The organism is Emticicia aquatica (assembly GCF_923079645.1).
GTDB classification, from domain to species: Bacteria; Bacteroidota; Bacteroidia; order Cytophagales; family Spirosomataceae; genus Emticicia; species Emticicia aquatica.
Genome location: NZ_CAKLPY010000003.1, coordinates 141,374 through 167,479 on the forward strand (window position 1 = coordinate 141,374; position 26,106 = coordinate 167,479).

Sequence of the window (26,106 nt, forward strand, 5' to 3'; positions counted from 1 at the left end):
TGGAGTTTCTTAAAAAACATATTTTCCTAATTCTTTCTGTAATATTGTTTGGAGGTGCGGCAATGAATTTTTTCATTTTTGAAAAAGATGCACCAGCTGCTTCCGAACAACATTATTTTTCTTCGATTCAAAGCAGAGTCAAAGCTGAAATATTAGTGTCGAAAGGAGAGTTGGTTAATATTGCGAATCAATACCAAAAATCTTCAGGTAATGCGTTTTTGAATTTTGAAACACCAACGATTTATCCATACTATATTTTTCGAAAAGGACAGTTATTTTATTGGTCTGACCACCGTTTTGTGCCTGATTATCATCAACTTGTGAAAGGCGAAAAAGCTAGTTTATTAAGTACTGAAAACGGAAAATATATTACCAATTCGGTATCGTTGAATTATCAAGGTAATCAGGTCGAGATTTTCTCTCTTATTAATCTTTATCGCAAGTTTCGTAATGAAAATGATTACCTCAAAAATGGGTATAATTACAAAATCTTCGCTACCGAACCCAAAGAAATTACGCATAACCTGAGTGAGAAAAAATACCAAAATATTCCTGACGAAAAAGGGGATTTTTTGTTTGCTATCATTCCGCCTCAAATCGAAAAAATCAATTCTCCCAATATTCCGACCAATACACTTTTGCTGTTAGGCGTAAGTGTTTTTTTGTTTGGTTTATATATTGTTATTTGGGTTAATAGACTTCGTAAAAAACATCAGTTTGGACGAGCATTTATATTACTGGTATTTTATTTGTTTTTTGTTCGTTTGGTAATGCTTGCCAATAGTATCCCTTTTATTTTTTACGAATCAAATTTATTTAATCCTAAGTTTTTTACTATCAATGAGTTAGCTCCTTCATTGGGTGATGTTTTACTGAATGCGGTTGTTGTTTTTTTCTTGGCAATATACTTGGTTCGCTTTTTCTATCGCTCAACACTGTATTACAAATTGTTTAAAGCTCCAAGGATAATTCAAGGTTTGGTTTCAATTATTTTGGTAGCTGCGGCAATCGTAACAGCGGCCATTTGCTATCGAAATTTGTGCAATATTTACGAGAAATCTCAGTTTAGTTTGGATTTAGCTCTGAGTATTTCGTTTACTTCTTTGAAAATTGCTACGCTACTATTTTATCTTTTACTTTCGGTCATCTTTTTTCTCATTATTCATCTACAAAGTAGTTTGTTTTTGAGAATCAATAAATATCAGAAAGAAGGCATTATTAATTGGTTTTTAGGATTAATCATTGGGCTAGCCATCGTAAGCTTTTTTGAGCATTTTAGATGGATTTATGTTTTGGCTGGGGCTTATTTTTTACTCATTTATCTCTATAAATTTCCTCGATTTTTATATAGTTTTAAGTATAAAACTACAATTTATTTCTTTACGGGAGCTTTTGTGTTTGCCCTAATTGCAATGTACGTGATTCGTACCGAAGAGCATAAAAAAGACTTTTTTGATAAACAGATTTTTGGGCAAAAATATCTCGCAGAAAATGATTTATTAGGCGAAGGGCTATTAACGAGAGTGATTCAGACGATTGAACAAGACACCGCAATTCGACAAGCAATTACTCGTCAAACGCTCGCTCGTGAGCAAACCCAGCAGCTCGTAAAAAGCAATCATCTTGACCTATATTTTGACCGATACGATACAGAAGTACTTGCATTTGATAAAAATGGTAACTCATTGGATATTTCGGAAGGGTCGCAAAATTTGGCTTTTTATGAAAAAAACTACAAGCAAGAGACATATAAAACCAGTAATCCTTCGGTGTTTTTTATCAACGATGTAGGCAATAACTTTATCAAACAATACCTTACTTTTATTCCAATTCAAGAAAATTCAAGTTTGATTGGTTACATAGTTTTGGATTTAAAATTGCGTGATGAGTTCGCTCAAAGTGTATATCCTGAATTATTATTAGATAAAAAATTTACACAAACACCTGATACGAAAAATTATAGTTACGCTATTTTTGACAAAAAAAATTACCTAATTTTTAGTTCAGGAAGCTACAATTACATACGAAAGCTCCCGCTAAGTATTTTGTCGGATTCAACTTTGTATCTGAGCGGAATCCAATTGAATGACTATAATCATGTTGGAAAAATTGGCCAAAATGGTCGAAAAATTGTCATTTCAGCGAAATATTTAGCTTGGAAAAACCTATTTTCCAATTTCTCATTTTTGTTTTTGTTATCAGTGCTTTTCATCATTTTTGTGATGATTTTGTATGCAATTAGGTATGGTTTCAAGAATTTGAACGTCAATTTTGCGACTAAAATACAACTTTACCTCAATGCTGCCTTTTTGTTGCCGCTTTTATTAGTAATCATTATTACTTTGAGCGTTATTGATTCAACTTTTATTAGTAATCAAGAAAAAGGCTACCTTGATAATACCAAAAATATTACTTCTACGGTTCAACTTCAACTCGAAGGTTTTATTGAAAAACGTATGAGTCGAGCGTTTTTGGAGCAGGAAATCAATGATTTAGCAAGAGATACGAAGTTAGATATAAATTTTTACGGTCTCGATGGGAAATTGAATCTCACGACTCGTCCATTGGTTTACGAATATGGTTTGCTTTCTACTTTTATTAATCCTTCGGCCTATCGTCGGATTATTGAAGAAAAAGAAAACGAAGTTTTACTACCCGAATCACTCGGAAATTTGCATTACAAAACCGCTTATATGAGCATAAAAGGCCATGATAGTAAGCCTATTGGTGTAATCGGGATTCCTTTTTTTGATGCTAAACCAACACTTGACCGTCAAGTAACCGACGTTGTAGCGTCAATTTTAAGTGTTTTTGCTTGGCTTTTCTTGATTTTATTGATTCTATCATATTTCGCATCAAATATTCTGACAAACCCGTTGAGATTGGTGGCTCAGAAATTGAAAAAAACAAATCTAGATAAACTTAATGACCGATTAGAATGGAATTCGGATGATGAAATTGGTATTTTGATGCGAGAATACAATAAAATGTTGAAAAAGTTGGAAGAAAGTAAAGTGGCATTGTCAATGAGTGAAAAACAAACCGCTTGGCGAGAAATGGCAAAGCAAGTAGCTCATGAAATCAAGAATCCACTAACACCAATGAAATTATCAATTCAGCAACTTCAACGAACCATTGTTGTTGATAATCCGAAAACAAAAGAACGTATCGGGCGAGCATTGAATTCTTTAACCGAGCAAATTGATAATATTAGTGAAATCGCCAATTCATTCTCAGAATTTGCCAAAATGCCTGTTCCTCGAAATGAAGTTTTCGACCTTGTGCCACTGATACAAAAATCTGCTGATTTATATGCCGAAGATGAACGAATTTCGTTGAATGCTTATATAAAAGAAAGAGAAGCGTGGGTTGTTGGCGACCGTCAGTTTATGAGTCGAGTGATTACAAATCTGATTATCAATGGAATACAGTCAGTTCCGAAAGAAAAACGAGCTATTATAAACCTTCGTTTGTATCGCAACGAAGACGATAATATTGCTATTATCGAGATTCAAGATAACGGTTCGGGAATTCCAGAAAACATTCGTCAACGAGTCTTTATTCCAAACTTTACTACAAAAGTAGGTGGTTCAGGACTTGGATTGGCCATGGCTCGTCGGGGTGTTGAACACGCAGGGGGAAACATTTGGTTTGAAACAGAAACCGACCGAGGAACAACTTTCTTCATCGACTTGCCTTTAGCGATTAGACAATAAAAACCTGTTGAAAATAACAATAAAAGCACGAAGTTTCACTCGATAAAATTCTGAGTGAAACTTCGTGCTTTTATAATTTTAGGGCAAAGGTTTTACCCGACAATTTTATTAACTTTTGAAAAATAAATATTTGAAACCACCAAAATAACTAGCATTATAAGGGGCGTTAGGGCTGCCGAAGTTGGGTCTCCACTATTATTATGAGCAATAGCCGCCGAAATAAAAACGATTCCGAAACCTGCATAAGCCCACTCTTTTATTTTTGAAGGAATTTGTGGAATAAGTAGTACAAAAGCACCTAGAAGCTTTGCATAGCCTAACTCAATACGAAAGAAATCTGGAAAACCAACGTGTTTGAACGCATCAGCCATTTGTGGATTTGTAAAGTATGAATATCCACTAAAAATCATCATCGCACCAATTAAGCCAGTGCTTACCCAATAAATAATCTTGTCTTTTTTCATTTTACGAATTGTTTTTGTTTGATTTTGCAAACTTATATATATATGCTATACAAATAATAGTACTATACTCAAGTATAGTACTTTCTTGGAGGATAGTAATGTAAAAATGTGCAATTATGATAAAATATAATCAAGAACATAGCCCTGAAGAATGCTCGAAAATGATTGTGCCAGTAAGGGATGCTTTAGAAATATTGAATGGCAAGTGGAAATTGCCAATTATTTTGTCTGTGTCGTTTGGAACGAAGCGATTCAAACAGATTTCAAAAGAAATAAATGGCATTACAGATAAAATGCTTTCTAAGGAATTGAAAGATTTAGAATTAAATCAATTAATAAAACGTACTGTACTCGATACATTTCCGCCTACGGTCGAATATTCGATTACAGAGCATGGCAAATCACTTGAAAAACTAATTGAAGAACTTCGTAATTGGGGTACAGAACATAGAAGGAAAATAATAGGAAAATAACCTGCTCAGAAGGAAAATGTGCATGGAATTTATTTGTAAAGATAATTCGATAAAACTCGAAAAATGTACCTACATTTCGAGCAAATAACCATTTTCTTTCAAAAAAATAACCTATTATTTGCGATGAACCAAAAAGAGCTTGAAAAACTATTAAAGAAAAATAAACTTGAGCATTTACTTGAAAAATTAGGGCCTGAACTTCGCCATTCTATTAGACTCGAAACAGAGGAATATAATGAAAAAGAACTCAAATTGGGACAATCAAAAATCGGTGGAAAACCTGATTTGCCAGAGAGTATTTCTTGGCAAAAAGATTCAGATGGAAATTTACTCGCCTTTATTGCCCAAATAAATCTTGCTGAAGTTACTGATTTAGACGCAGAAAAGATTTTGCCCAAAACAGGTATTTTATATTTCTTTTATGATGCCTTGCAAGAGGCTTGTGGCTATGAAATGAGTGAAAAAGAAGCAAATAAGTTCAGTGTTTTATATTTTGATGGTGATTTGAATACTTTGAAGCGTACAAATTATCCAAAAGATTTAGGTAAAGAGGCAAGATTTTCGGTCAATAAAATAACTGCCAAGCAAGAAATCAATATTCCATACAGTGATTTCTTATTTGAAGTATTCGATGAAGATGAGGCAGAGAAATTGGATGAACTGATAAGCGATGTTGATGACGGAAGTATTCATAAAATGCTTGGATACTCGAATAATCTTCAAAATCCGATGGAAATTGAATGTGAACTCATCACAAATGGAGTTGATATAAATGACCCTGAAGCTTTTGAAACGCCAAAAGCGAAAGAACTTGCAAAAAATACGGTAGATTGGAGATTATTATTGCAAGTTGATAGCACAGATGGTGAGGTTCAAATGGATTGGGCTGGAGGAGGAAGGATATATTTTTGGATTAAAAAAGAAGATTTATTGAACAAGAATTTTGATAAATTTTGGTTTAGTTTACAATGCTATTAATTTTTGATACTTAAAATTTTAAAATGAATTTCTTCGACATAAATAATATCTTTTTTGAGTTATTAGGGGTAAAAATGAGCTACGTCGAATTTTATGCAACATTTACAGGTTTGGTGGCTGTTATTTTGTCAGTACGTGAAAATGTATGGAGTTGGGTACTTGGCTTAGTAAATGTGGCTTTGGCATTTGTAATGTTTTATCAGATTCAGCTTTATCCTGATATGTTTTTACAAATCTTCTTTTTTATTACAAATATCATTGGTTTTTGGCAATGGAAATTTCCGAAAGAACAAGAAGCAAATATTCACAATGAATTGAAAATCAGTCAATTATCTCCAAGACAATTTGGTGTTTATTCGTTAGTCGGACTTGTATGTACGGCATTATTAGGCACTTTTGCAAAGAATTTGAGCGAGTTGATTCCCGAACTTTTCAGCAAACCAAGTGCTTTTCCATATATGGACTCATTTACAACAATAATGAGTATTTTTGCTACATTTTTATTGATTCGTAAGAAAGTTGAGGCTTGGTGGATGTGGTTGGCAATTGATATAATAAGTACTTATATGTATTTTGTGAAAGAAGTAAAATTATATTCGTTGCTGTATGCCGTTTTCTGTGTAATTGCTCTGTTGGGAGCTATTAACTGGACAAAAGAATATCGAAAAACTATTTGATGAATTTCATCAGTACAGTACAGGAATGTTACATGATTTTTTAGGTCTAAAATTGTAGATTGTTTAAGTACTACAAAACCCTTCAAACCAATGCTTAGTAACGACATTATTCAACACCATAACGAAAAATTACAGGCCGAACACCAGTTTAAATTGACATATTTGACCGAACTTCTCGACCGAAAAGGTATTGATATTCAGACAATTATTGATAAAATAAAGGCTTTTCAAGTAGCCATTCCAAGTTGGGCTTTGGGTACTGGTGGGACTCGTTTCGGACGTTTCCCTAATGGAGGAGAACCTCGAAATTTAGAAGAAAAAATCGAAGATGTTGGTTTGATTCACCAACTTAATCGTTCGTCGAATTCGATTTCTTTGCACATCCCTTGGGATATTCCATCTGATGCAAATGCCATCAAACAATTGCTCAAAGCTAATGATTTAACCATTGATTCGGTTAATTCTAATACTTTTCAAGACCAAAAAGACCAACCTTATTCGTATAAATTTGGCTCGCTTTCACATTCCAAAAGTGAAGTAAGAGATTTGGCAATTCAGCACAATATTCAGTGTATTGAATACGGTAAAATGTTGGACTCAAAAGTGTTGACAGTCTGGTTGGCCGATGGTTCAAATTTTCCTGGACAGTCACATTTACGAGGAGCGTATCAACGTACAAATGACTCATTGTCAAGTATTTACAAATCAATGCCCGACGATTGGACGATGTTGATAGAATATAAACCCTACGAGCCACATTTCTACTCAATGGTCATTCCTGATTGGGGAACGTCTTATTCCCTTTGTCAAAATATTGGAAAAAATGCCCAAGTTTTAGTAGATTTAGGCCATCATTTACCAAACACAAATATCGAACAAATTGTTGGACGTTTGATGCACTTCGGCCGTTTGGGTGGGTTTCATTTCAATGGTTCTATGTATGGCGATGATGATTTGACAACGGGGAGCATTAAACCATACCAATTTTTCTTGATTTTTAATGAATTAGTTGACGGAATGCAAGACCCAAGCGTAAAAAATCCACCATTGGCTTGGATGATTGATGCAAGCCATAATACAAAAGACCCAATTGAAGATTTATTGCAGTCGGTGAATGCAATTTTGACAACTTATGCAAAAGCACTTTTGGTCGATAGAGTTGCATTGGTTGATGCTCAAGAAAACAATGATGTGCTGCGTGCTGAAGAACTATTGAGAGATACTTTCTTGACAGATGCCAGAGCATTAGTAGCCGAAGCAAGCCGTCAAGTAGGAGGTGCAATTGACCCAATTGCAGCTTTCCGAAGTGCAAAAATTAGAGAAAGTTTGGTTGAAAAAAGAGGATTTAGTGTAGCAACTGGCTTATAAAACAAAATTTAGAAGAAATTGGCTCAAACCATATTTTTGAGCCAATTTCTTTAATTTTAACAGATATTGTATTAAAACAACCACTTTCAAGAATATAAATTAATTAAAACTTTAAAATATGTCATTAATAATAGCTGTCTATGTTGCAGAAGGAATTGTACTTGCGGGAGATAGCCGACTAACTTTAAACTGGACGGATAAAACACAAACAGGTGAACAGTTTAATTCGATTACAACATCTGATTCGTATTCAAAAATATTCTTAATTGCAGAGAAATTTGGATTGGGCGTTTTTGGCGAAGTATATGTCAATGAAGTGAATATTTGTGGTTTTATTAGTCAATTTGTTGAAGAAAATATTGACATTGAAACAACTATCGACGAAATACCAGCATTACTAATTGCTTTTTTTGGGGAAAAGTTTAATTATCCTGCGACCTATTTTTATTTGGTGGGCTATAATGTTGAAGAGGGTGTTTCGGTTCCACACACTTACTCAATCAATATTGCTGAAAAAGTATATCATAGGTCAAATTTTGATGGAGAGAAGACTTTTAATGGCACAAATTGGGGGGGCGAAACAGAGGTTCTTTCTAGACTCCTTTTAACAGTAAAAATGCCAAGTGGAGATGATTGGGTAGAAGTAGCAAATAATTCAATTCCATGGAATTTTATGACTTTGCAAGACGCACTTGATTTTGCAGTCTATGGCGTGAGAACAACCATTGATACGATGAGATTTCAGCAAAAGGAAAAAACAGTTGGTGGTCCCATTGATGTTTTGGTCGTAAAACCACATCAAGAGCCAATATGGATTAGTAAAAAAGAACTTCATGCACTCGTGTAAACTGAAGTTAGCAGTTAAGAACCAAAGGTTTATAAAACTAAATATGAAAGTAGGCTTATTTATTCCTTGTTACGTTGACCAATTTTATCCGAATGTAGGGGTTGCAACGTTACAATTATTGGAAAAATTGGGTGTGGAAGTGGTGTTTCCGATGAAACAAACTTGCTGTGGACAACCAATGGCCAATGGCGGTTGCGAGCAAGATTCTAAAGGTGTTTATGAACATTTCGTGGATACTTTTGCTGAGTTTGATTATATTGTTACGCCATCAGGAAGCTGTACTTACCACATCAAAAAACATTATGATATTATTGAACAAACGCCCGCTGTTCAGAAAGTTAGGAAGTCGGTTTATGAACTTGTTGATTTTATTGAAAATGTACTAAAAATTGAAGAAATTCCTGTTGATTTTCCTCATAAAGTGGGTTTGCATTTGAGTTGTCATGGGCAGCGTGGACTTAGACAAGCCAATGCTTCCGAAATAACAGGTGTGAGAGATGGACAAATTTCAAAATTACTTCGAAAATTAAAAGGTATTGAACTTACCGAATTAGACCGTAATGACGAATGTTGTGGCTTTGGAGGTATGTTTTGCGTAACCGAAGAGGCTGTTTCGGCTCGTATGGGAAATGACCGAATTGCCGACCATCTTCGCAACGGTACAAAAGTTTTAACAGGTGGAGATGTATCTTGTTTGATGCACCTCGAAGGTATTGTAAAACGCCAAAAAGCACCTATAAAAGTAATGCACATAGCCGAAATTTTGAACGGAAATCAACCATGAATCACCAAAATCATCCAGAATTAGCCGAAGCTTTTAATAAAGATTTTGAACGTACGACCTGGCACGACGAAACGCTTTGGTTTGTGCGTCAGAAACGAGATAAAGCGGTGTATCCGATTCCAGAATTTCAAGATTTACGTACACTTGCTTCTGAAATAAAAGACCATACACTCAGTAATTTAGATAATTATTTGTTGCAATTTGAGGAAAATGCACGAAAAAATGGCGTTCATGTACATTGGGCGGCAGATGCAACTGAGCATAACCAAATTGTGATGGATATTATCAAAAAATCTCGCCCAGTTGGTGCAGAGGAAAGAAATATCCGTTTGGTTAAAAGTAAATCAATGCTAACGGAAGAGTGTCATTTGAATGCTTTTTTGCAAAAAAACAATATTGATGTAGTGGATACTGATTTGGGCGAACGCATCATTCAGTTTCGTGATGAGCCTCCAAGTCATATCGTGATGCCTGCCATTCACCTCAAAAAAGAAGATGTCGGCGAAACTTTCCATGAACATTTGGGTACAACCAAAGGCGAAAAAGACCCGCAAGTTTTGACTGAAGCTGCCCGTCAGCACCTTAGAGAAAAATTTGTAGCGGCCGATGTAGCACTCACAGGCGTGAATTTTGCCATTGCTGAAACAGGTAGTTTTGTTGTTTGTACCAACGAAGGAAATGCCGATTTAGGCGTAAATTTGGCAAAAGTACATATTGCGTGCATGGGCATTGAGAAGATTATTCCGAAGCTACATCACCTGTCAGTTTATACTCGACTACTCGCTAGAAGTGCTACTGGTCAGCCAATTACATCTTACACTTCACATTTTACTAAGCCAGCAGAAGGCAAAGAAATGCACATCGTGATTGTTGATAACGGTCGAACACAACAATTAGGGCGTGCCGATTTTCGTAACTCTTTGAAATGTATTCGTTGCGGAGCTTGTATGAATACATGCCCAGTTTATCGTAGAAGTGGTGGACATAGCTATGACTTTACAGTACCTGGCCCAATCGGTGCAATTCTTTCGCCAAATATTGATTTGCATAAATATAGTAGTTTGCCTTTTGCGAGCACACTTTGCGGTTCGTGTACTGATGTGTGTCCTGTGAAAATTGATATTCACGTACAGTTATACAAATGGCGACAAATAGTAGGGAATAATAATGAATTATCTACTTCAAAAAAATGGGGAATGAAAGGCTTGGCAAAAGTACTTTCAATGCCAAAAGTGTACGATTTAAGTGGAAAATTAGCTCGAGGAGCATTGCGAATTTTGCCACATGGGATGACACACAATCAAAGTATGAATCCGTGGGCGAAAGCACGAGAATTGCCTGATGCACCAAAACAGAGTTTCAAGGAATGGTACGAGGATAATAGAAAATAAAATGAGTAGCAGAGAAAAAATTTTAGCGAGAATCGCGACTAATAAACCTTCATTGACGGTATTACCAAATGTGCCAATATTTGAAGGAGATAATAGTATTGAACGCTTCAAAACTGTGTTGGAAAGTATCGGTGGCAGAGCCATTGAAATAGCCACAAAAGCCGATTGTCAGGCAGCGATTGATACTTATTATAGTGATTTGAAAAATGTTTCTTCTAACATTGTCAACGCAAGCATTGAGATAAACCCTGAAACACCCAAAGACATTTTAGAACAAGTTGATTTGGCTGTAATTCAAGGCGAAATTGGTGTAGCCGAAAATGGTACAATTTGGGTTCCTGAAAGCAATATGCTCAACCGTGCCTTGCCTTTTATTACGCAACATTTAGTGTTAGTGCTTGACAAAAACAATATCGTAGCCAATATGCACCAAGCGTATCAACGCCTCGAAGATGTAGGAAGTTATGGGGTTTTTATTGCGGGGCCATCCAAAACTGCTGATATTGAACAAGCGTTAGTTATTGGAGCTCATGGAGCAAGAAGTATGATGGTTTTGATTTATTAGTTACTGTTTATTTTACCATCCAAATTTTCTTTACTATTTCCATTAAATCGTCTCGATAATTGGCAGCGATTGGAACGGCTTCGTTTCCTACCCAAACTTGATGGCGTTCGATTTTTTTAACGTGATTAAGATTAATCACAAATGATTTATGAACCCTAAAAAAATCGCTTTTTGGTAGCATTTCAATGGCATCAGTCAGTGTCATGCGGGTAAGTGTTTTTTTTTCTGATTCTTTGAAAGTTAAATAATTTCCTTCAGATTCAATAAATAATAGCCCTTCTAAACTAATTCTTACTAAATCATAACCATCTTTGATAAATAAATAAGGAATTTTCGGTGTTTCGTGATTAATCGTTTCATAAGCTTTTTGACAAGATTTCATGAATCGACTAAAATCAATAGGTTTTAAAAGATAATCTAACGCATTGAGATTGAAAGCATCAACTGCATATTGTGAATAAGCAGTTGTAAAAATAACTGCCGTATTTTGGGGTAAAAGTTGCGAAAAATCTAGTCCTGTAACATCAGGCATATTGATGTCCAGAAAAACTAAATCAATAGGATTCGCTTTTAAGAAATCTAAGGCTTCCAAAGCACTCACAAAAGTGCCTTGTAAATCAAGGAACGTAACTTTTTTGGCGTGGGCTTTGATTACTTCGAGAGCCATTGGCTCATCATCTATGGCAATTGCTTTTAGCATTACAATGAGTACGATTTTATAGTTGATTTACTTCAAATTCACTTCCAGCAAAACCTCAAATATGTTGTTTTCATTGGAAATATTTAATGTGTGTTTATTTGGGTAATTGAGTTCGAGACGGCGTTTGGTATTTTCTAAACCAGTTGATGTGCCAACTTCCAATTTGTCAAATTGTTTGATGATGCTATTTCGGCATGAAAAACTTAGTTTTTGGTCGTGTATTTGAAATTTCAAATCAATAAAACTTTCTTGCGTAATACTGATGCCGTATTTAAAGGCATTTTCGATGTAAGGAATTACTAAAAGCGGAGCAATTTGAGTTGGTTGTTCGTCCCAATCAATGTTTATATTTATCGTGATATTAGCCCGTTTCGGGATTCTCATTTTGCTTAATTCTACAAAGTCATAAAGAAATTGCACTTCTTTTTCTGCCGAAATACGTTCGTTTTTTGAGCCTTCAACTACATGACGCATAATGTTTGACAATTGTTGGATACCTTCGGCAGTTTTTGGACTTTCTTCTACAATGGCGGTTCCGTAGAGATTATTAAGTACATTAAACAAAAAGTGTGGATTTATTTGAGCTTTTAGAGCGGTAAGTTCAACTCTAGTTTTTTGAATTGCTAATTCTCGGAGTCGTTTGTGAGATTCCGAAACATATTGAATGACAGAATAAAGCAACGAAAAACCAACCCAAGTGTTTGTTATAAATTTATGTAAACCAAGTGGCTCGGCTTTTTTGCCAAAAGATTCCATTAGAATGATAATGATAAAAGAATAAAAGAAAAAAAGTACTATAAAGTAAAATAGCTTTCCCTTTCGACCTTCATCAATGAATAAATTTTTGAATAAATATTGATAATTTAGTTCTGCAATTAGTAAAGAAGTACCAATTATGCTAAAAACCAAACTTTTTGATTTTACAAATGAGCCAATTATAAATCCGAAGTTGAACCCTAAAGTGAAAAGATTACTAGAATTTCTTTTCTCTTTGAGTATTTTAAAGTATTCATCAGTAATTGTGTGTAATGGATGAGATACTGTGTAGTACCAAATTGTGTGAGTCAAGCTAAAAGCCGTAAGCACCGCAACGATTAAAATCCAGTTGTTTTTCAGGATAGGAATGATGGTTTCTCTCCAAAAAATAAGGCTAAAAATATGTTTAACCGAAAATATCATTTGCTTATTGAATGTCTTGAGAATTTTGATTGATTGTGGTGCTAAAATTAGGCTTTTTTCCATGATTTTATGTGGATTTAATTTGTTTATTTCCTGAGTTTTCTAAAAAAATGACCCAATAATTGTTTCAATCAACATAAAAAAACGGCTATCATCTAAACCCAATTATTTGAATATTTTATAAACAATAATGGCCAAAATAACTGCTACTAATGGGCGTGAATATTGGTTTTTCAGTATTTTTGATATTTTTCTCCAGTCAAATCGTATAAATGTAAAGAAAACCGAAAGGAGCAACGGAGTTAAAATAAGTAATTCCGTATGAGCCATCAAAACAGGATTTAGGTAATAAAAAATAAATGCAAGAGCGTAAAGCCAAGCAAATGCAATAAAAAAGAAAATCAATTTATCTTGTTTGGTAGCGGTTTCCATTGCGTAAGATTTAATGATTATTAAGCAATTAATACAAGGATATCTACTGTATTTTCTTCCGCAATTGGCTTGAAAATGTACCAGCAAATAGCCAATATGTATGCTTTTAAGGGGTTGTTTATAAGAGATTCTCCTAAATCTAACTTTATCTCAGGCATACCTTTTTTATTTGATTTTAAACCACAAGTAAGTATGTAATCTTGCTCGGTTTCGATAAAAAAAACTATTTCTGCTAGTGGATTATTCCGAAATTTAAACTTTACTTTTTCCCCTTTTATTTCTAAAGTGCTAAGGCTACTATACCATTTATCAGTAGATGTTTTGGCAATTATAATTTCATTTTCTTTGATTAAGAGATTCGTTTTCCAAAAACTCTCGCTTTCAATAATAAAGTTTTCTGAATTACTTTGACAGGTGGCTTTTGCTCCTTTACTGTTGTAGGAAAAGTCCATTTTTAAAATAATCTCGTCGTTATCTTTCAGTAAATAACTTGTATCCGAACTATTTTTAAACCATTTCATATTATATTTTAGTTTAAAAGGATTGCTTGATTATCTCTGAAAATATCGAATGTAACGCCTTTATACATATTTAATCCAATTCGAACTTCATATTTAGCAACTTCGCCATTTTCTGGTTTTTCGAAAGTATGAACAGCTCCTAAAAACGATTGTTTTTCTGATACTACCTCACCATTGTATCTGATGGTTTCTTTTCCCCAAATACTATTATCAATATCGATTCTTGTATTTTTGTTGATGTTTAATGTTAAATATCTCATTGTTGAAAGTGATTTTTGTGTTTTAAATTTTGATGATTCAAAGGTCTTGCAAAACTTCCACTTGTTAAAATGCGTGTGATGAACTGCTCAACTTTTGTGATGAAATATGGAAACATTGTGAAATAAAAAAACTCATAACGTCATAGTCATGAGTTTTTGAAAAGGTTTATACAAAATCATATTAGATTTTACAAAAAAGCGATGTTTTCATCTTCTTGAGGTTTTTGCCATTCGATTGCTTTTGTTTGATTTTTGATATAAAATAAACCTCCGATTATTATACAAAAACAAGCGAAAATGTCTAAATAATATAATATTTCATTTGGTACAAGATAGATTCGGATATAGTTTTTGGTTTCAACGCCATTTCCAAAAATGAACTTAAAAATATCTTCAACCAAACTGAGGGTTGCGGTCATTAATAAGGGTAGTTGAAAAGATGCCGTTTTATAATAAATATAAAACATAATTAAAGTCTGGATGAATAAACCAATTACGGCCTGTGGAATAACCATCACAATACTCACAGTTGCTACGGTAAAAATAACTTGCTTGAAGAGATAATTTTTGAGTAATCCATGCCCAATAATACCAATTTGGAGCGTAGTGAATAGCAGCGAAAGTATCAGTCCGAGGAGTGTGTGAACGCCAACTCTTTGAAGATTATTACTTTCATCTTCATTAAAAGGTAGAAAATCGACTATAATCGGGCTAATAAAACTCCAAGCTAAGGCGATAATAATACAAACAAGAACACTGAATAATGACTGTTTTTGAAAGAAAGGAAGTTGTCTTTTATTGATAAAGAACCCCCATAAAGCACACAAAAAGATAATTATCGCTAAGATTCCAAAAATGGCATTTTCAATTAAATATATTGGATTGATGTTTTTTAAGGCTGCAATTACTCCAAGAATAAACATTCCTATTAAAAATAAAATCACAGCCGAAACCATAAGTATCCAAGCTTTAGCGATGGTCATTCCCGTTTTTTTTCTTAGTAATTGTAGCTCATCCATAAAATAAACAGGTGTGTTTAGTTAGTTTTGATCCTAAAATAGAATATCTATTTCTAAAATAAAAAACATGCTTTTGAAAGATATTAACTAATTTCCCTACGAAAAAGTTTATTGAAAAACCTAGGCAACTAAATCACTATATTTTGGCATAATAATTGGCATTTAAAGTGGAAAGATGATGATTTATTGAAAGGATTTTCAGACTTTTACGTTATAATTAAATACAAAAACTCATAAAAAAACATACCTCTTTTGGGGTTAGGAGTGATATGCAATTTCTTTTTCCGTCTTTTCTTTGGAGTTTATTGGCTCTTTCTGTGCCTTTGATTATCCATTTATTTAATTTTCGTCGTACCAAACGAGTTTTTTTTACGAATGTAGCTTTCTTGAAAGCCGTCGAAACGCAAACAAGTGCTTTTCGTCGAGTGAAACAGTGGCTCATTTTGGCGGCTCGACTTTTGTTTCTTGCATTTTTAGTTTTGGCTTTTGCACAACCATTTTTGCCCGCTAAAAATGCAGCAACCAATCGAAGTTCAGGTTTGGGAGTTAATAGCCTTTATCTCGATAATTCGTTGAGTATGCAAAATACAACCGAAAACAAACGTTATTTGGATTTGGCCGTTACGAAAATTGATGAATTACTTACGCTGTTTCGCCAATCGCCTAATATTCAATTAGTTACCAACGATTTTTCGAGTGAAGACCAAGCCGTTACCAATGGTGTAAAAGTAAAAGACCGCCTTACTTCAGTCGGTTTTTCGTCGAATCCTCGCACGCTTGAAAGTGTTTACAAGCGTCAGAATAGTTTGGCTCAAAAGCATAATTCAAGTGCAAATAATCAATTGTTTTGGTTTTCAGATTTTCAGAAAAGTACAGTAGGGGATTTGAAAAAAATCAAGACCGATACGCTCAATAAGTTATTTTTAGTGCCAGTTCAAGGTAAGAAAAACCAAAATGTTTTTACTGATTCAGTTTGGTTGGCATCGCCATTCATTCGAGAAATGCAAAACAATATTTTATATGTAAAAGTATTTAATTCTGGCAGCGAAGAAGTAGAAAAATTACCTGTGAAATTGTTTATTGATAATGCCCAAGCTTCTACAGCTTCTGTTGATATTGCACCGAATGGTTCTGCAACAGCAACTTTCAACTTTACGGTAAAAGACAAGGGTTTTCATCGTGGAAAAGTTTCGTTTGATGACCAACCCATTACATTTGATAACGATTATTATTTTGTTTTAGATGCTTCGCCAATGATACAGATTTTACATCTGTATCAAGAACGCAGTGCGGCTGATTACATAGGAAAAGTTTTTGACAATGATAGCCTTTTTAATTATCGTGCGTATAATGCTACAAATGTGGACGTTGGACAGTTTAAAAATGCCAATTTAATTGTTTTGGAAGGTGTTGAAACACTAGCAGGGACATTTCGAGCAAGCCTCGATGAATTTGTAAAACAAGGTGGTACTTTATTGATATTTCCTCCTGCAAACCCTGAAATAGATGATTATAGCCAGTTTTTGAGTAGTTTTGGTATTCAAGGAATCAATGTGTTAAGACAACCTACATTGCCACAAAGCCAATTAGCTATTGCTGAACCGAATCGACAAAATCCGTTTTTTATTGATGTATTCGAGCGAACTACTTTGCAAGGAGTTGTCAATACGCCACTGATGCAACCCACATTAACGTGGTCGGGTGTGGGCGAAAAAATATTGACTTTCAAGAATTTACAAAACTTTATTACTTCTACTCAAGCCTCCCAAGGACGGATTTATTTATGTGCTTCGCCTTTGGATAAACCTTACGGAAATTTTGCCGAACACGCTTTTTTTGTGCCAACGATGTTTAAAATTGCATCAATGAGTACCAAACAAGAGCGTGCGGCTTATAATTTTAGCGAAGGAAGTATTACGCTCGAATTACCGAATGGCAAAAAAGATGCTACTTATAAACTGAAGAATGTTTCAACGCCAAATAATAAAATAGAAATTATTCCAATTCAACGCATCGTAGGAAATACGCTGACTTTAGAATTGCCTAAGTCTTCACAATTGACTGATAATCAGGTGCTTGAATCTGGTTATTATGAGCTGCAATTAGATGGAAAAACAGAAAAACTCTTGGCTTTTAACCACGATAACGAAGAATCAAAAATGGATTTTTATTCGCCCGAAGAACTAAGAACTTTCTTTGCAGGACAAAAAAATGTTACTATTTTTGATAATTTACTCGACGGCGATTTTGTGAAAACTTTCCAAGAAAACAACGTTGGAACACCACTTTGGAAATACTGCGTAATACTCGCTTTAATATTTTTATTGATTGAAATTTTATTGATTCGATTGATGAAGGGGTAATGTTATTGCTTTTTGAGAGGAAAATTGTTTGAGTAATTTTGAGTATTTTCGTAAAAAACAAGCCTAATCTATGAAAAAACTACTTACTATATTATTATTCTCGGGCAAACTTTTGGCTCAAAATGGCACGGAAATTTATTTATTAGACTTGTCTGATTCGGGTGGAAATTTGACCTTATCAAATCCGAAAAATATTACTAATAGGTTAGGTTACGATAATCAACCGTTTTTTCACCCGACAAAACCCTTGATTTATTATGCGGCAATGCAAGACGGGCAAAGTGATATTTGGTCGTATAATTACAAAACAGGAGTCGGCGTTCGGATAACAAATACCATTGATTCAGAATATTCACCTACTGTTACGCCTGATAAAAAATATCTTTCGTGTATTGTTCAACGCAAAAGCAATGGTGACCAAGACTTGGTAAAGTACAATATTGATAACCCGATTGAAACACAAATTATTTTTGAATCACAGAAAACAGGAAAGATAGGTTATCAGGCTTGGCTCAATCCGAAGGAGTTGATTACGTTTGTGTTGGGTGAACCACAAACGCTTCATTATCAAAGCCTTAGTACAAAAAAAGATGCCATTGTTGCTTCAAATATTGGTCGTTCACTACATCTAATTCCTAAACAAAAAGTATTTAGTTTTGTACAGAAAATTGATGAAAAATGGCTTATTAGAACTTTTAATCCATCAAAAAATACAATAATTGATATTGCTGAAAGTAATCCAGCATCGGAGCATTATAACGCTTGGACTAGCAATGGCATTATTTTAGAAAGTAAAACTACCGAAATTTTTAGTTTTGATGCTATCGCAAAACAATGGAAGCCAGTGGTTTTACCTGAAAATTTACCAAAGAAAAAAATTAGCAGAATGGCTGTTAAAGGCAGTAAAATAGCGATTGTACTTGATGAATAAAAACAACTACGAGCCTTAACTCGTAGCTGTTTTTATTGTATTTTTATTTTGCAACAACTTCAAAAGGCAAATTCAATGTCAGGATTGTATGTTCCAATGCACTGAGTTCTTCTTTCATTTCTTCTATGTAGCGTTCGGTTTCGTTTTTAAACGACGAAGCCAGCGATTTGTAGTAATCAATTCCCGATAATAGGTTAGTATGAAAAGCTTTTAAGGTACGAATTTGTGCCATAGACAGATTTTCAACTTGCTTATTGAGTTGATTTTTATAATAATCTACGTACAATACTAGCTCATTTATAAACATATTTGGACGTTTGAGTGAATTGAGAATATTGGTTCGGCCATAAATATGGTCAACCATTTGTTTCAACGAAAATATTCCCGAAAAATAGGCTAAATTAGGTCCTGGGCAAATCGTTACAGCCGTCAATTTATGGGCTGGATTTATATCGTGTTTCAGTAAAGCCGAAACACCCAAGCCTTCGCATAAACAGTCTCTTTGAATTAGGAAATTGATTTTTTCAGACTTTTGTTCAGCCGTCATATCGCTGCTTTCTATTTGTTTTATTTTGGCATTAATATATTCACGTGAAGATTCACAAATAGGTTCTTTCGTAAATTCTGTATTTGTTGAAAGAAACTTTTTATAACATGGACTTCCTGGGCGATTTTTATCAATACGCATTAAACGTTGAGACTCACCAGTTGTTAACCTAAAGTTATTGAAAGGAACGCCCAATGGTGAAGCATTACTCAAAAAATAGTCGTCTTTTTGAGCATTTGCCATTTTTTGGAGGGTGTCGTTATCAACATTTGTAGCTTCTGGAACTAACAAAAATGGACTAGCCCAACCTGTTCCATCAACATCATAATGTTCTAGTAAAAAAGTATCTTCGTTGGCTGTTCCAATACCACCTTGTACCGTAATTTTCATTGCAGGAAGCGAAGCAAATGGAGTCATTTCTCGGCTTACCAATGCTTGATTACAGATGTCAAATACTTCATTTTGTAAAGTTGCTCGATTTTGCTTAAATTCTTCCATGATTGGCCCAAGCAAAAGTCCATCAGTAGCAAATGCGTGTCCACCGCAATTTAAGCCAGATTCAATTCTAAATTCGGAAACCCAAAGACCTTTTTTTGCTAAGATTTTACCTTGCGTGAGAGCCGAACGGTAATCGCTTACTTTCAAAATAATTTTCTTTTTGAGAAAACCTTTTTCATCGGGGAAAAAATCATTGAAAGCATCAATGTAGCCATACAAACGAGGATTGTAACCAGCCGAAAAAACGATACTTGAAGTCAAATTACTTAGAGCATAGCCACGAAATGATGAAAGAGCATCTGAAAACTCTTTTGGTAGCATTTCACCATTTTCATCATAATGTGTTTTATCAACTTTTGCCATTACGTTTACATCAATCGAACCTGCTACAATCGACCGACGTAACTGTTCTTGAATTTGTTCTTTTACCGAACTATCTTCTAATTGAAGCATTCCGATATAAAGTTGCTTGACAGATGAAGTTTCAGGAAGTAATTCAAAATATTTTACAATTTCTGAGCCTTCTTCAAAGGGTTCTGCACGAAGTTTTTCGACCTGTTTTTTTATCAATCGGTCTAATAAATTCAAATATTCGGTAATTCGTTTAGCTCGATAATCTTCCTCTTTTTCAGTAATCGGATGATAAGTTTCGCCATTTTCATGGCAATGAAACTTTCGCATTTTCTCAATAAGTTCGTGTTCGATAATCGAAATTACCGACGAAATGCCAAATCGAGCTACTTTTAGTGGAGTATCAATAGTGAAACCTAAGCCCATTACGGGAATATGAAAGGTATGAGAGGTTTTTTGTATCATTGCTTTTCAGAAAATTTAACAAAGCAACGCAAAATCTAGTAATTGAAACATGACATTTGTCATGGATTGGGTTTTTAGGAGATAGTTTGAAGTTGGTAGAAGTATTAAGCGAAGCATCACTTGTACCTGTATCTTTGGATGAATTGCAGTCTGAGACTGCCAGCGATGAATTCGATATAATTGCTCCAGTATAGATTTCTTGTTTACTCTTTAATGAGCCATCCTGTAAATGGTTTTACCGTTGCACAGTTTGGGCTACCATCTTTTCCTGTACCTGGCACATAAGTTTCTAAAACTGCATTAGGATTATTGTATAATTGCTCCACTTGCTCCCATGTAATTCCAGTCAAAGGAACTTTGAGCCTTCTTGACCAAATAGAATCGAATTGACCTGCATAAGTTCCGATACCAATGTAAACAAACTTATCACTTGAGCCTTGAACAAAATCACCCGAAAATTTCGGCAACTGCTTTTTCTCGGCATCATCTTTTACTAGAACCGAAAATTCAAAAATCAAATCATTAGTGGTAGCATGTTGCTTTTGGATAATTGTGTAACTATTTCCAGAACCTTTTTGTAAACCAAAATCTACCCCAATAGGTGGATTTATTAGATTAATCCGAAGATTCAAAGCTTTTTTCATTTGATTAATTGACTTGAAAATAATTGTTAGCCATTTCGTTAAACTATACTATAAAAAACGCTCAAGAAATTACAATCTCCTGAGCGTTTTCAATTTATCTTTAAATATTCTTATCTCAAACTTTCATTCAACGCCTCCAACGCATCAATACCTGGACAAAGAAGGTCTTCTTTGAGTGTATTCAATGGAGTTTTGGTTGTTTGAAGCACGTCGTGAAGAGCATTTGTATTTGGTTCGATATAAACTAAACCTGTCAAAATTTCTCCTTTTTCTTTGGCATTTTGCAAAGCGGTCATCGCAGAAAGTCTATCTTCTGGATTCCAACCTTGATGCAATTTTTGAAGTTGCAAAGCTGAGCCGTCGTGTAAAGTTATTTCTTTTGAATCCTCATAATTTGCAGTAATTTCTTCCATTATTGGCACAAAATCTACGGTCGAAGTGGCATCAATGTGTTCACGCACGTAATCATAAGATTTGGTTGAACCTACATTATTATTGAAAGTTACGCAAGGAGAAATCACATCAATCAATGCAAAACCAGGGTGCTTGATAGCAGCTTTTATCAAAGGAATCAACTGTGCTTTATCGCCCGAAAAACTGCGAGCTACAAAAGTTGCACCCAATTCAAGGCCTAAACCTACCAAATCAATGGCATTAAACATATTGGTTGAGCCAGCTTTGCTTTTTGAGCCATTATCAGCAGTTGCCGAATCTTGCCCTTTTGTTAAACCGTAGCAACCATTGTTCATCACTAAATAAACCATGTTGAGGTTACGACGAATAGCATGAACAAATTGCCCCATTCCGATGGAAGCAGAATCACCATCGCCTGAAACGCCGAAGTAAACTAAGTCACGGTTGGCCAAATAAGCACCCGTAGCTACCGAAGGCATACGTCCATGAACGGAGTTAAATCCGTGCGAATTTCCTAAAAAATAAGCAGGAGTTTTTGACGAACAGCCAATACCAGAAAGTTTGGCAATTCGATGTGGCTCAATGGCAAGCTCGAAACATGCTTGGATGATTGCTCCACTGATAGAATCGTGTCCGCAACCCGCACAAAGCGTTGATAAAGCTCCTTCGTAGTCTTTTTTTGTAAAATCTATTTTGTTTTTTGGCAAATCAGGATGCCTAAAGGTCGGACGAACGTATGTCATTTGTTCAGTTTGTTACAAGATTTTTACTAATTTCTTTCACAATTTTATCAGCCGTAATCGGCATTCCGTCATAATTCAAGACACGAATCAATTTTTTAGGATTAATTTCTAATTCATTGATAAGCAACGAACGCATTTGAGCATCACGGTTTTGCTCAATCACAAAAACAACTTCGTGGTCTTCGATGAATTGTTCCACGTCTTTGTTAAACGGAAATGCTTTGAGCTGCATTGCATCAAGAACTACGTCTTGTTCTCTCAATAAATCAATGGCTTCCTCTGAAGAATAAGTGGATGTACCGAAGAAAATCACTCCCAGCGGACTCATATTTTTTTGTTGGTAGAAATGAGGTTTTGGCACGATGTCTTTCGCTGTATCCCATTTTTTCTCCAAACGCTGCATATTTCTCACATAAACGGCACTGTCTTCGGTGTAAACTGCATATTCATCACGAGAAGTACCACGAGTAAAGTATGAACCTTTGGTTGGGTGTGTACCTGGGTAAGTTCTGTACGGAATACCGTCGCCATCAGAATCTAAGTAACGCCCAAAACGTCCCATATTTTCTAAATCTTCGGCAGTATAAACTTTACCTCGGTCGTATTTTCTGCTTTCATCCCACTCAAAAGGCTCACTCATGTGGTCGTTCATTCCTAAATCTAAATCAGTCAAAACGATAATTGGCGTTTGTAAACGTTCGGCCAAATCAAAAGCATCTGCCGTTAATTCAAAACAATCTTTTGGGTTGCTTGGAAACAACAAAACGTGTTTAGTATCACCATGGGAGGCATAAGCTGCAAGTGTAATATCCGATTGTTGTGTACGAGTTGGCATCCCTGTTGAAGGGCCAGTACGTTGCACATCAATCAAAACTGCTGGAATTTCAGCGAAATAACCTAAACCTAAAAATTCATTCATCAACGAAACACCTGGGCCAGAAGTGGCAGTAAATGACCTTGCCCCGTTCCAGTTTGCTCCGATAACCATTCCGATAGCGGCGAGTTCGTCTTCAGCTTGGACGATGGCAAAGTTTTTTTCACCAGTTTCTTTATCTGTACGGAATTTCTTGGCGTATTTTTCAAATTTCTCAACAACCGAAGTAGAAGGCGTAATAGGATACCAAGCCGCAACTGTTGCACCTGCAAAAACAGCTCCCAAGCCACAAGCACCGTTTCCGTCGAACATGATTCTTTTGCCTACTAAATCACGTCTTTCTACACGAATTTCAAGTGGAAACGTAAAGTTTTCCTGTACATATTTTACACCTAACTGTAAAGCTTGAACGTTAGGAGCAACTAATTTTTCTTTACCTTTGAATTGTTCGGCTAAGAGCTGTTCCAAAACAGCAAATTCGATATCCAACAAAGCCGATAAAGCTCCAACGTAAATGATGTTTTTGAATAATTGGCGTTGACGCGGGTCAGTATATTGTTCCATACAAATACCCATCAACGGAATTCCGAGATAGGTAATGTCTTCACGAATATATTCTTTGTGTAGAGGTTTGGTGTTATCATACATAAAATAGCCCCCAGAACGGACACTTTGTACATCTTTCAACATACTTTGTGGATTCACAGAAACCATTAAATCAATGCCTTCACGACGACCCAAATACCCTTTTTCGTTTACTCGCACTTCGTACCAAGTGGGTAATCCTTGAATATTAGATGGGAAAATATTTTTTGGTGTAACAGGCACTCCCATCCTGAAAATGGCTTTGGCAAACATGCTATTGGCACTGGCCGAACCAGTTCCATTAACATTAGCAAAGCGAACTACAAAATCGTTGACTTTTGTCATATCACTTACATCCCCTAAAAAGGGAAGTTTTTTTAATTGATAAATTTTATGCTTAGGTTTTGTTAAAATAGTAGGTATATAATTTTACCTAAATTTTAAATGTCGATAACCTAATGACTACACCCATGATGTGCTTTTGTGGTATTGTAGAAAAACTTCTGCATATCCCAAGCGGAAGTTGGGCAACGCTCGGCACACAAACCGCAGTGCAAACAAACATCTTCGTCTTTTACCATTACCCTACCAGTTGCAGCTAATGTATTTGACACTAAAAGGTCTTGATTTAAGTGCAAAGATGGTGCTTTGAGACGAGTACGAAGGTCTTCTTCCGTACCATTAACAGTAAATGTGATACAGTCGGTTGGACAAATATCCATACAAGCGTCACATTCGATACAACGATTTTCTGTGAAAACCGTTTGTACATCGCAGTTGAGGCAACGTTCGGCTTCTTTGAAACCAACTAATTTATCAAAACCAAGTTCAACTTCCTTTTTACGGTCGCTTAGTGTTACTGCTTTTGCTGCTTGAGGCACTACAAAACGGTCATCGTCAGCCACGATACTATCGTAACTCCATTCGTGGATACCCATTTTTTGTGAGACCAAATTAGTGAATGGGTCAGGACGAACATCTAGTGGTTTTCCTTGACAATATAAATCTATCGAAACTGCTGCTGAGTGACCTTGAGCAACCGCCGTAATGACATTTTTAGGGCCAAGAGCTGCATCACCGCCAAAGAAAACTTTCTCATTTGTTGATTGGAAAGTTGTACTATTGACGTTAGGCATTTCCCATTTATCAAACTCGATTCCTAAATCACGTTCAATCCAAGGGAAATAATTTTCTTGCCCGATTGCAACTAAAACATCGTCTGCTTCAATGAAAACGTGCGGTTCGCCTGTTGGCACAAGAGAACGTTTACCTTTTTCATCATAAACAGCATGAACTTTCTCGAAAGTCATACCTTTTAATTGGCCATTTTCAGATACAAACGAAATAGGTACGTGGTTATCAAGAATCGGAATATCTTCGTGCATGGCGTCTTCTTTTTCCCACGGAGAAGCACGCATTTCAGAAAATGGACTACGAACAACTACTTTTACTTCTTCGCCACCCAAACGACGAGAAGTACGGCAGCAGTCCATGGCAGTATTTCCACCACCTAAAACGATAACTTTCTTACCGATTTTTTTAGTATGTTCAAAAGCTACACTTGCTAGCCATTCAATGCCTATATGTATATTGGCTGCACCTTCGGCACGGCCTGGAAGATTTGATAAATCACGTCCACGAGGAGCTCCCGTTCCGATGAAAACGGCATCATACCCATCATCTAAAACACTTTTTAAGCTCGAAACATAAGTTTTGAAATGTTGGTGAATTCCCAAGTTGAGAATGTTATTCACTTCTTCGTCTAAAACTGTTTCTGGCAAACGAAAAGATGGGATTTGGCTACGCATCATGCCACCGCCTTTGATTTGTTCATCAAAAACGTGTATTTCGTAACCTAAAGGAGCTAAATCACGAGCAACGGTAAGAGAAGCTGGGCCAGCACCAATCAAAGCAATACGTTTTCCGTTTCCTTTGGTAGGGATTTTTGGGAGCAAATGAGTAATATCACCTTTGTTATCGGCGGCTACTCGTTTCAATCGACAAATAGCAACAGGCTCTTCGTCCACACGACCACGGCGACATGCTGGTTCGCATGGTCTATCACAAGTTCGGCCTAAAACGCCTGGGAAAACATTTGATTCCCAATTGACCATATATGCCTCGGTATATTTTTCGGCGGCAATTAGCCTGATGTACTCAGGCACAGGTGTATGAGCTGGGCAAGCATACTGACAATCTACGACCTTATGATAGTATTCGGGGTCGTGTACATTCGTTGGTTCCAATGGTTGAATAGTTTTAAATTGAAATCGTGGGTAAAACTACTTAATTTTAAAAAGCAATACCAAATAAAATT

23 protein-coding genes are annotated in these 26,106 nt (G+C 35.5%); 11 read left to right on the plus strand and 12 right to left on the minus strand.

The annotated features are described in order from the left end of the window. Positions 1-62 precede the first annotated feature (62 nt). Entirely contained in the window at positions 63-3,716 is a 3,654-nt protein-coding gene (locus MJQ71_RS17330) for a sensor histidine kinase (RefSeq protein WP_238808049.1), read from the plus strand. 92 nt (positions 3,717-3,808) lie between these two features. Here MJQ71_RS17330 and MJQ71_RS17335 read toward each other — a convergent pair whose 3' ends face one another. After that, a complete protein-coding gene (locus MJQ71_RS17335; protein WP_238808051.1) occupies positions 3,809-4,180 on the minus strand; it encodes a DoxX family protein in 372 nt (123 codons plus the stop codon). Between the two features lie 116 nt (positions 4,181-4,296). Between MJQ71_RS17335 and MJQ71_RS17340 the strand changes: the two genes are divergently transcribed. The 8 genes from MJQ71_RS17340 to MJQ71_RS17375 all read left to right on the plus strand — a co-directional run bounded on the left by MJQ71_RS17340 (position 4,297) and on the right by MJQ71_RS17375 (position 11,263). Further along, the gene (locus MJQ71_RS17340; protein WP_238808052.1) at positions 4,297-4,653 is read left to right on the plus strand and encodes a winged helix-turn-helix transcriptional regulator; all 357 of its coding nucleotides are present in this window, start codon (positions 4,297-4,299) and stop codon (positions 4,651-4,653) included. A gap of 123 nt (positions 4,654-4,776) precedes the next feature. Further along, on the plus strand, positions 4,777-5,631 hold the full coding sequence (locus MJQ71_RS17345) for a YwqG family protein (RefSeq protein WP_238808053.1): 855 nt from the start codon (positions 4,777-4,779) through the stop codon (positions 5,629-5,631). Between the two features lie 23 nt (positions 5,632-5,654). Then, the gene (gene pnuC / locus MJQ71_RS17350; protein WP_238808054.1) at positions 5,655-6,308 is read left to right on the plus strand and encodes a nicotinamide riboside transporter PnuC; all 654 of its coding nucleotides are present in this window, start codon (positions 5,655-5,657) and stop codon (positions 6,306-6,308) included. Positions 6,309-6,398: 90 nt separating this feature from the next. Continuing rightward, a complete protein-coding gene (locus tag MJQ71_RS17355; RefSeq protein ID WP_238808055.1) occupies positions 6,399-7,676 on the plus strand; it encodes a sugar isomerase in 1,278 nt (425 codons plus the stop codon). A 118-nt stretch (positions 7,677-7,794) separates the two neighbouring features. Then, the gene (locus tag MJQ71_RS17360; protein WP_238808056.1) at positions 7,795-8,523 is read left to right on the plus strand and encodes a hypothetical protein; all 729 of its coding nucleotides are present in this window, start codon (positions 7,795-7,797) and stop codon (positions 8,521-8,523) included. 43 nt (positions 8,524-8,566) lie between these two features. Continuing rightward, entirely contained in the window at positions 8,567-9,307 is a 741-nt protein-coding gene (locus tag MJQ71_RS17365; protein WP_238808058.1) for a (Fe-S)-binding protein, read from the plus strand. Next, positions 9,304-10,698: a lactate utilization protein B gene (locus MJQ71_RS17370; protein WP_238808060.1), complete on the plus strand. Its 1,395-nt coding sequence runs from the start codon at positions 9,304-9,306 to the stop codon at positions 10,696-10,698. The genes MJQ71_RS17365 and MJQ71_RS17370 overlap by 4 nt, the downstream gene beginning before the upstream one ends. A gap of 1 nt (position 10,699) precedes the next feature. Then, positions 10,700-11,263, plus strand: coding sequence for a LutC/YkgG family protein (locus tag MJQ71_RS17375; RefSeq protein WP_238808062.1), 564 nt, complete (start codon positions 10,700-10,702; stop codon positions 11,261-11,263). A 7-nt stretch (positions 11,264-11,270) separates the two neighbouring features. On the opposite strand, the gene MJQ71_RS17380 is transcribed toward MJQ71_RS17375, so the two are convergent. The 6 genes from MJQ71_RS17380 to MJQ71_RS17405 form a co-directional block, all read right to left on the minus strand. Then, complete coding sequence (locus MJQ71_RS17380) at positions 11,271-11,963, minus strand: LytR/AlgR family response regulator transcription factor (RefSeq protein WP_238808064.1); 693 nt, start codon at positions 11,961-11,963, stop codon at positions 11,271-11,273. A gap of 27 nt (positions 11,964-11,990) precedes the next feature. Continuing rightward, entirely contained in the window at positions 11,991-13,205 is a 1,215-nt protein-coding gene (locus MJQ71_RS17385; RefSeq protein ID WP_238808065.1) for a sensor histidine kinase, read from the minus strand. A 102-nt stretch (positions 13,206-13,307) separates the two neighbouring features. Continuing rightward, entirely contained in the window at positions 13,308-13,574 is a 267-nt protein-coding gene (locus MJQ71_RS17390) for a hypothetical protein (RefSeq protein WP_238808066.1), read from the minus strand. Between the two features lie 20 nt (positions 13,575-13,594). Continuing rightward, positions 13,595-14,095, minus strand: coding sequence for a hypothetical protein (locus MJQ71_RS17395; RefSeq protein WP_238808067.1), 501 nt, complete (start codon positions 14,093-14,095; stop codon positions 13,595-13,597). Positions 14,096-14,103: 8 nt separating this feature from the next. After that, the gene (locus MJQ71_RS17400; protein ID WP_238808068.1) at positions 14,104-14,355 is read right to left on the minus strand and encodes a hypothetical protein; all 252 of its coding nucleotides are present in this window, start codon (positions 14,353-14,355) and stop codon (positions 14,104-14,106) included. A gap of 188 nt (positions 14,356-14,543) precedes the next feature. Continuing rightward, entirely contained in the window at positions 14,544-15,374 is an 831-nt protein-coding gene (locus MJQ71_RS17405; protein ID WP_238808069.1) for a hypothetical protein, read from the minus strand. A gap of 269 nt (positions 15,375-15,643) precedes the next feature. Here MJQ71_RS17405 and MJQ71_RS17410 point away from each other — a divergent pair, with 269 nt between their 5' ends. Both MJQ71_RS17410 and MJQ71_RS17415 read left to right on the plus strand, forming a co-directional pair. Beyond that, positions 15,644-17,737 carry a BatA domain-containing protein gene (locus MJQ71_RS17410; protein WP_238808070.1) on the plus strand — a complete coding sequence of 698 codons (2,094 nt, stop codon included), beginning with the start codon at positions 15,644-15,646 and terminating at the stop codon, positions 17,735-17,737. Positions 17,738-17,807: 70 nt separating this feature from the next. Next, the gene (locus MJQ71_RS17415; RefSeq protein WP_238808071.1) at positions 17,808-18,668 is read left to right on the plus strand and encodes a TolB family protein; all 861 of its coding nucleotides are present in this window, start codon (positions 17,808-17,810) and stop codon (positions 18,666-18,668) included. 43 nt (positions 18,669-18,711) lie between these two features. On the opposite strand, the gene MJQ71_RS17420 is transcribed toward MJQ71_RS17415, so the two are convergent. From MJQ71_RS17420 to MJQ71_RS17440, 5 genes are all read right to left on the minus strand, one after another. After that, entirely contained in the window at positions 18,712-20,529 is a 1,818-nt protein-coding gene (locus MJQ71_RS17420) for a hypothetical protein (RefSeq protein WP_238808073.1), read from the minus strand. 203 nt (positions 20,530-20,732) lie between these two features. Further along, the gene (locus tag MJQ71_RS17425; RefSeq protein ID WP_238808075.1) at positions 20,733-21,173 is read right to left on the minus strand and encodes a DUF5990 family protein; all 441 of its coding nucleotides are present in this window, start codon (positions 21,171-21,173) and stop codon (positions 20,733-20,735) included. A 110-nt stretch (positions 21,174-21,283) separates the two neighbouring features. Continuing rightward, positions 21,284-22,330: a 2-oxoacid:ferredoxin oxidoreductase subunit beta gene (locus tag MJQ71_RS17430; RefSeq protein WP_238808077.1), complete on the minus strand. Its 1,047-nt coding sequence runs from the start codon at positions 22,328-22,330 to the stop codon at positions 21,284-21,286. Between the two features lie 4 nt (positions 22,331-22,334). Continuing rightward, positions 22,335-24,134, minus strand: coding sequence for a 2-oxoacid:acceptor oxidoreductase subunit alpha (locus MJQ71_RS17435; protein ID WP_238808079.1), 1,800 nt, complete (start codon positions 24,132-24,134; stop codon positions 22,335-22,337). Between the two features lie 110 nt (positions 24,135-24,244). Further along, positions 24,245-26,035, minus strand: coding sequence for an FAD-dependent oxidoreductase (locus MJQ71_RS17440; RefSeq protein WP_238808080.1), 1,791 nt, complete (start codon positions 26,033-26,035; stop codon positions 24,245-24,247). Positions 26,036-26,106 lie beyond the last annotated feature (71 nt).

Coding starts and splice junctions, on each gene's coding strand:
- MJQ71_RS17375 (WP_238808062.1), top strand. CDS start 10,700: ATGAGTAGCAGAGAAAAAATTTTAGCGAGAATCGCGACTAATAAACCT.
- MJQ71_RS17370 (WP_238808060.1), top strand. CDS start 9,304: ATGAATCACCAAAATCATCCAGAATTAGCCGAAGCTTTTAATAAAGAT.
- MJQ71_RS17345 (WP_238808053.1), top strand. CDS start 4,777: ATGAACCAAAAAGAGCTTGAAAAACTATTAAAGAAAAATAAACTTGAG.
- MJQ71_RS17330 (WP_238808049.1), top strand. CDS start 63: ATGAATTTTTTCATTTTTGAAAAAGATGCACCAGCTGCTTCCGAACAA.
- MJQ71_RS17335 (WP_238808051.1), bottom strand. CDS start 4,180: ATGAAAAAAGACAAGATTATTTATTGGGTAAGCACTGGCTTAATTGGT.
- MJQ71_RS17395 (WP_238808067.1), bottom strand. CDS start 14,095: ATGAAATGGTTTAAAAATAGTTCGGATACAAGTTATTTACTGAAAGAT.
- MJQ71_RS17340 (WP_238808052.1), top strand. CDS start 4,297: ATGATAAAATATAATCAAGAACATAGCCCTGAAGAATGCTCGAAAATG.
- MJQ71_RS17365 (WP_238808058.1), top strand. CDS start 8,567: ATGAAAGTAGGCTTATTTATTCCTTGTTACGTTGACCAATTTTATCCG.
- MJQ71_RS17420 (WP_238808073.1), bottom strand. CDS start 20,529: ATGATACAAAAAACCTCTCATACCTTTCATATTCCCGTAATGGGCTTA.
- MJQ71_RS17435 (WP_238808079.1), bottom strand. CDS start 24,134: ATGACAAAAGTCAACGATTTTGTAGTTCGCTTTGCTAATGTTAATGGA.
- MJQ71_RS17360 (WP_238808056.1), top strand. CDS start 7,795: ATGTCATTAATAATAGCTGTCTATGTTGCAGAAGGAATTGTACTTGCG.
- pnuC (WP_238808054.1), top strand. CDS start 5,655: ATGAATTTCTTCGACATAAATAATATCTTTTTTGAGTTATTAGGGGTA.
- MJQ71_RS17385 (WP_238808065.1), bottom strand. CDS start 13,205: ATGGAAAAAAGCCTAATTTTAGCACCACAATCAATCAAAATTCTCAAG.
- MJQ71_RS17355 (WP_238808055.1), top strand. CDS start 6,399: ATGCTTAGTAACGACATTATTCAACACCATAACGAAAAATTACAGGCC.
- MJQ71_RS17380 (WP_238808064.1), bottom strand. CDS start 11,963: ATGCTAAAAGCAATTGCCATAGATGATGAGCCAATGGCTCTCGAAGTA.
- MJQ71_RS17400 (WP_238808068.1), bottom strand. CDS start 14,355: ATGAGATATTTAACATTAAACATCAACAAAAATACAAGAATCGATATT.
- MJQ71_RS17425 (WP_238808075.1), bottom strand. CDS start 21,173: ATGAAAAAAGCTTTGAATCTTCGGATTAATCTAATAAATCCACCTATT.
- MJQ71_RS17415 (WP_238808071.1), top strand. CDS start 17,808: ATGAAAAAACTACTTACTATATTATTATTCTCGGGCAAACTTTTGGCT.
- MJQ71_RS17390 (WP_238808066.1), bottom strand. CDS start 13,574: ATGGAAACCGCTACCAAACAAGATAAATTGATTTTCTTTTTTATTGCA.
- MJQ71_RS17430 (WP_238808077.1), bottom strand. CDS start 22,330: ATGACATACGTTCGTCCGACCTTTAGGCATCCTGATTTGCCAAAAAAC.
- MJQ71_RS17410 (WP_238808070.1), top strand. CDS start 15,644: ATGCAATTTCTTTTTCCGTCTTTTCTTTGGAGTTTATTGGCTCTTTCT.
- MJQ71_RS17405 (WP_238808069.1), bottom strand. CDS start 15,374: ATGGATGAGCTACAATTACTAAGAAAAAAAACGGGAATGACCATCGCT.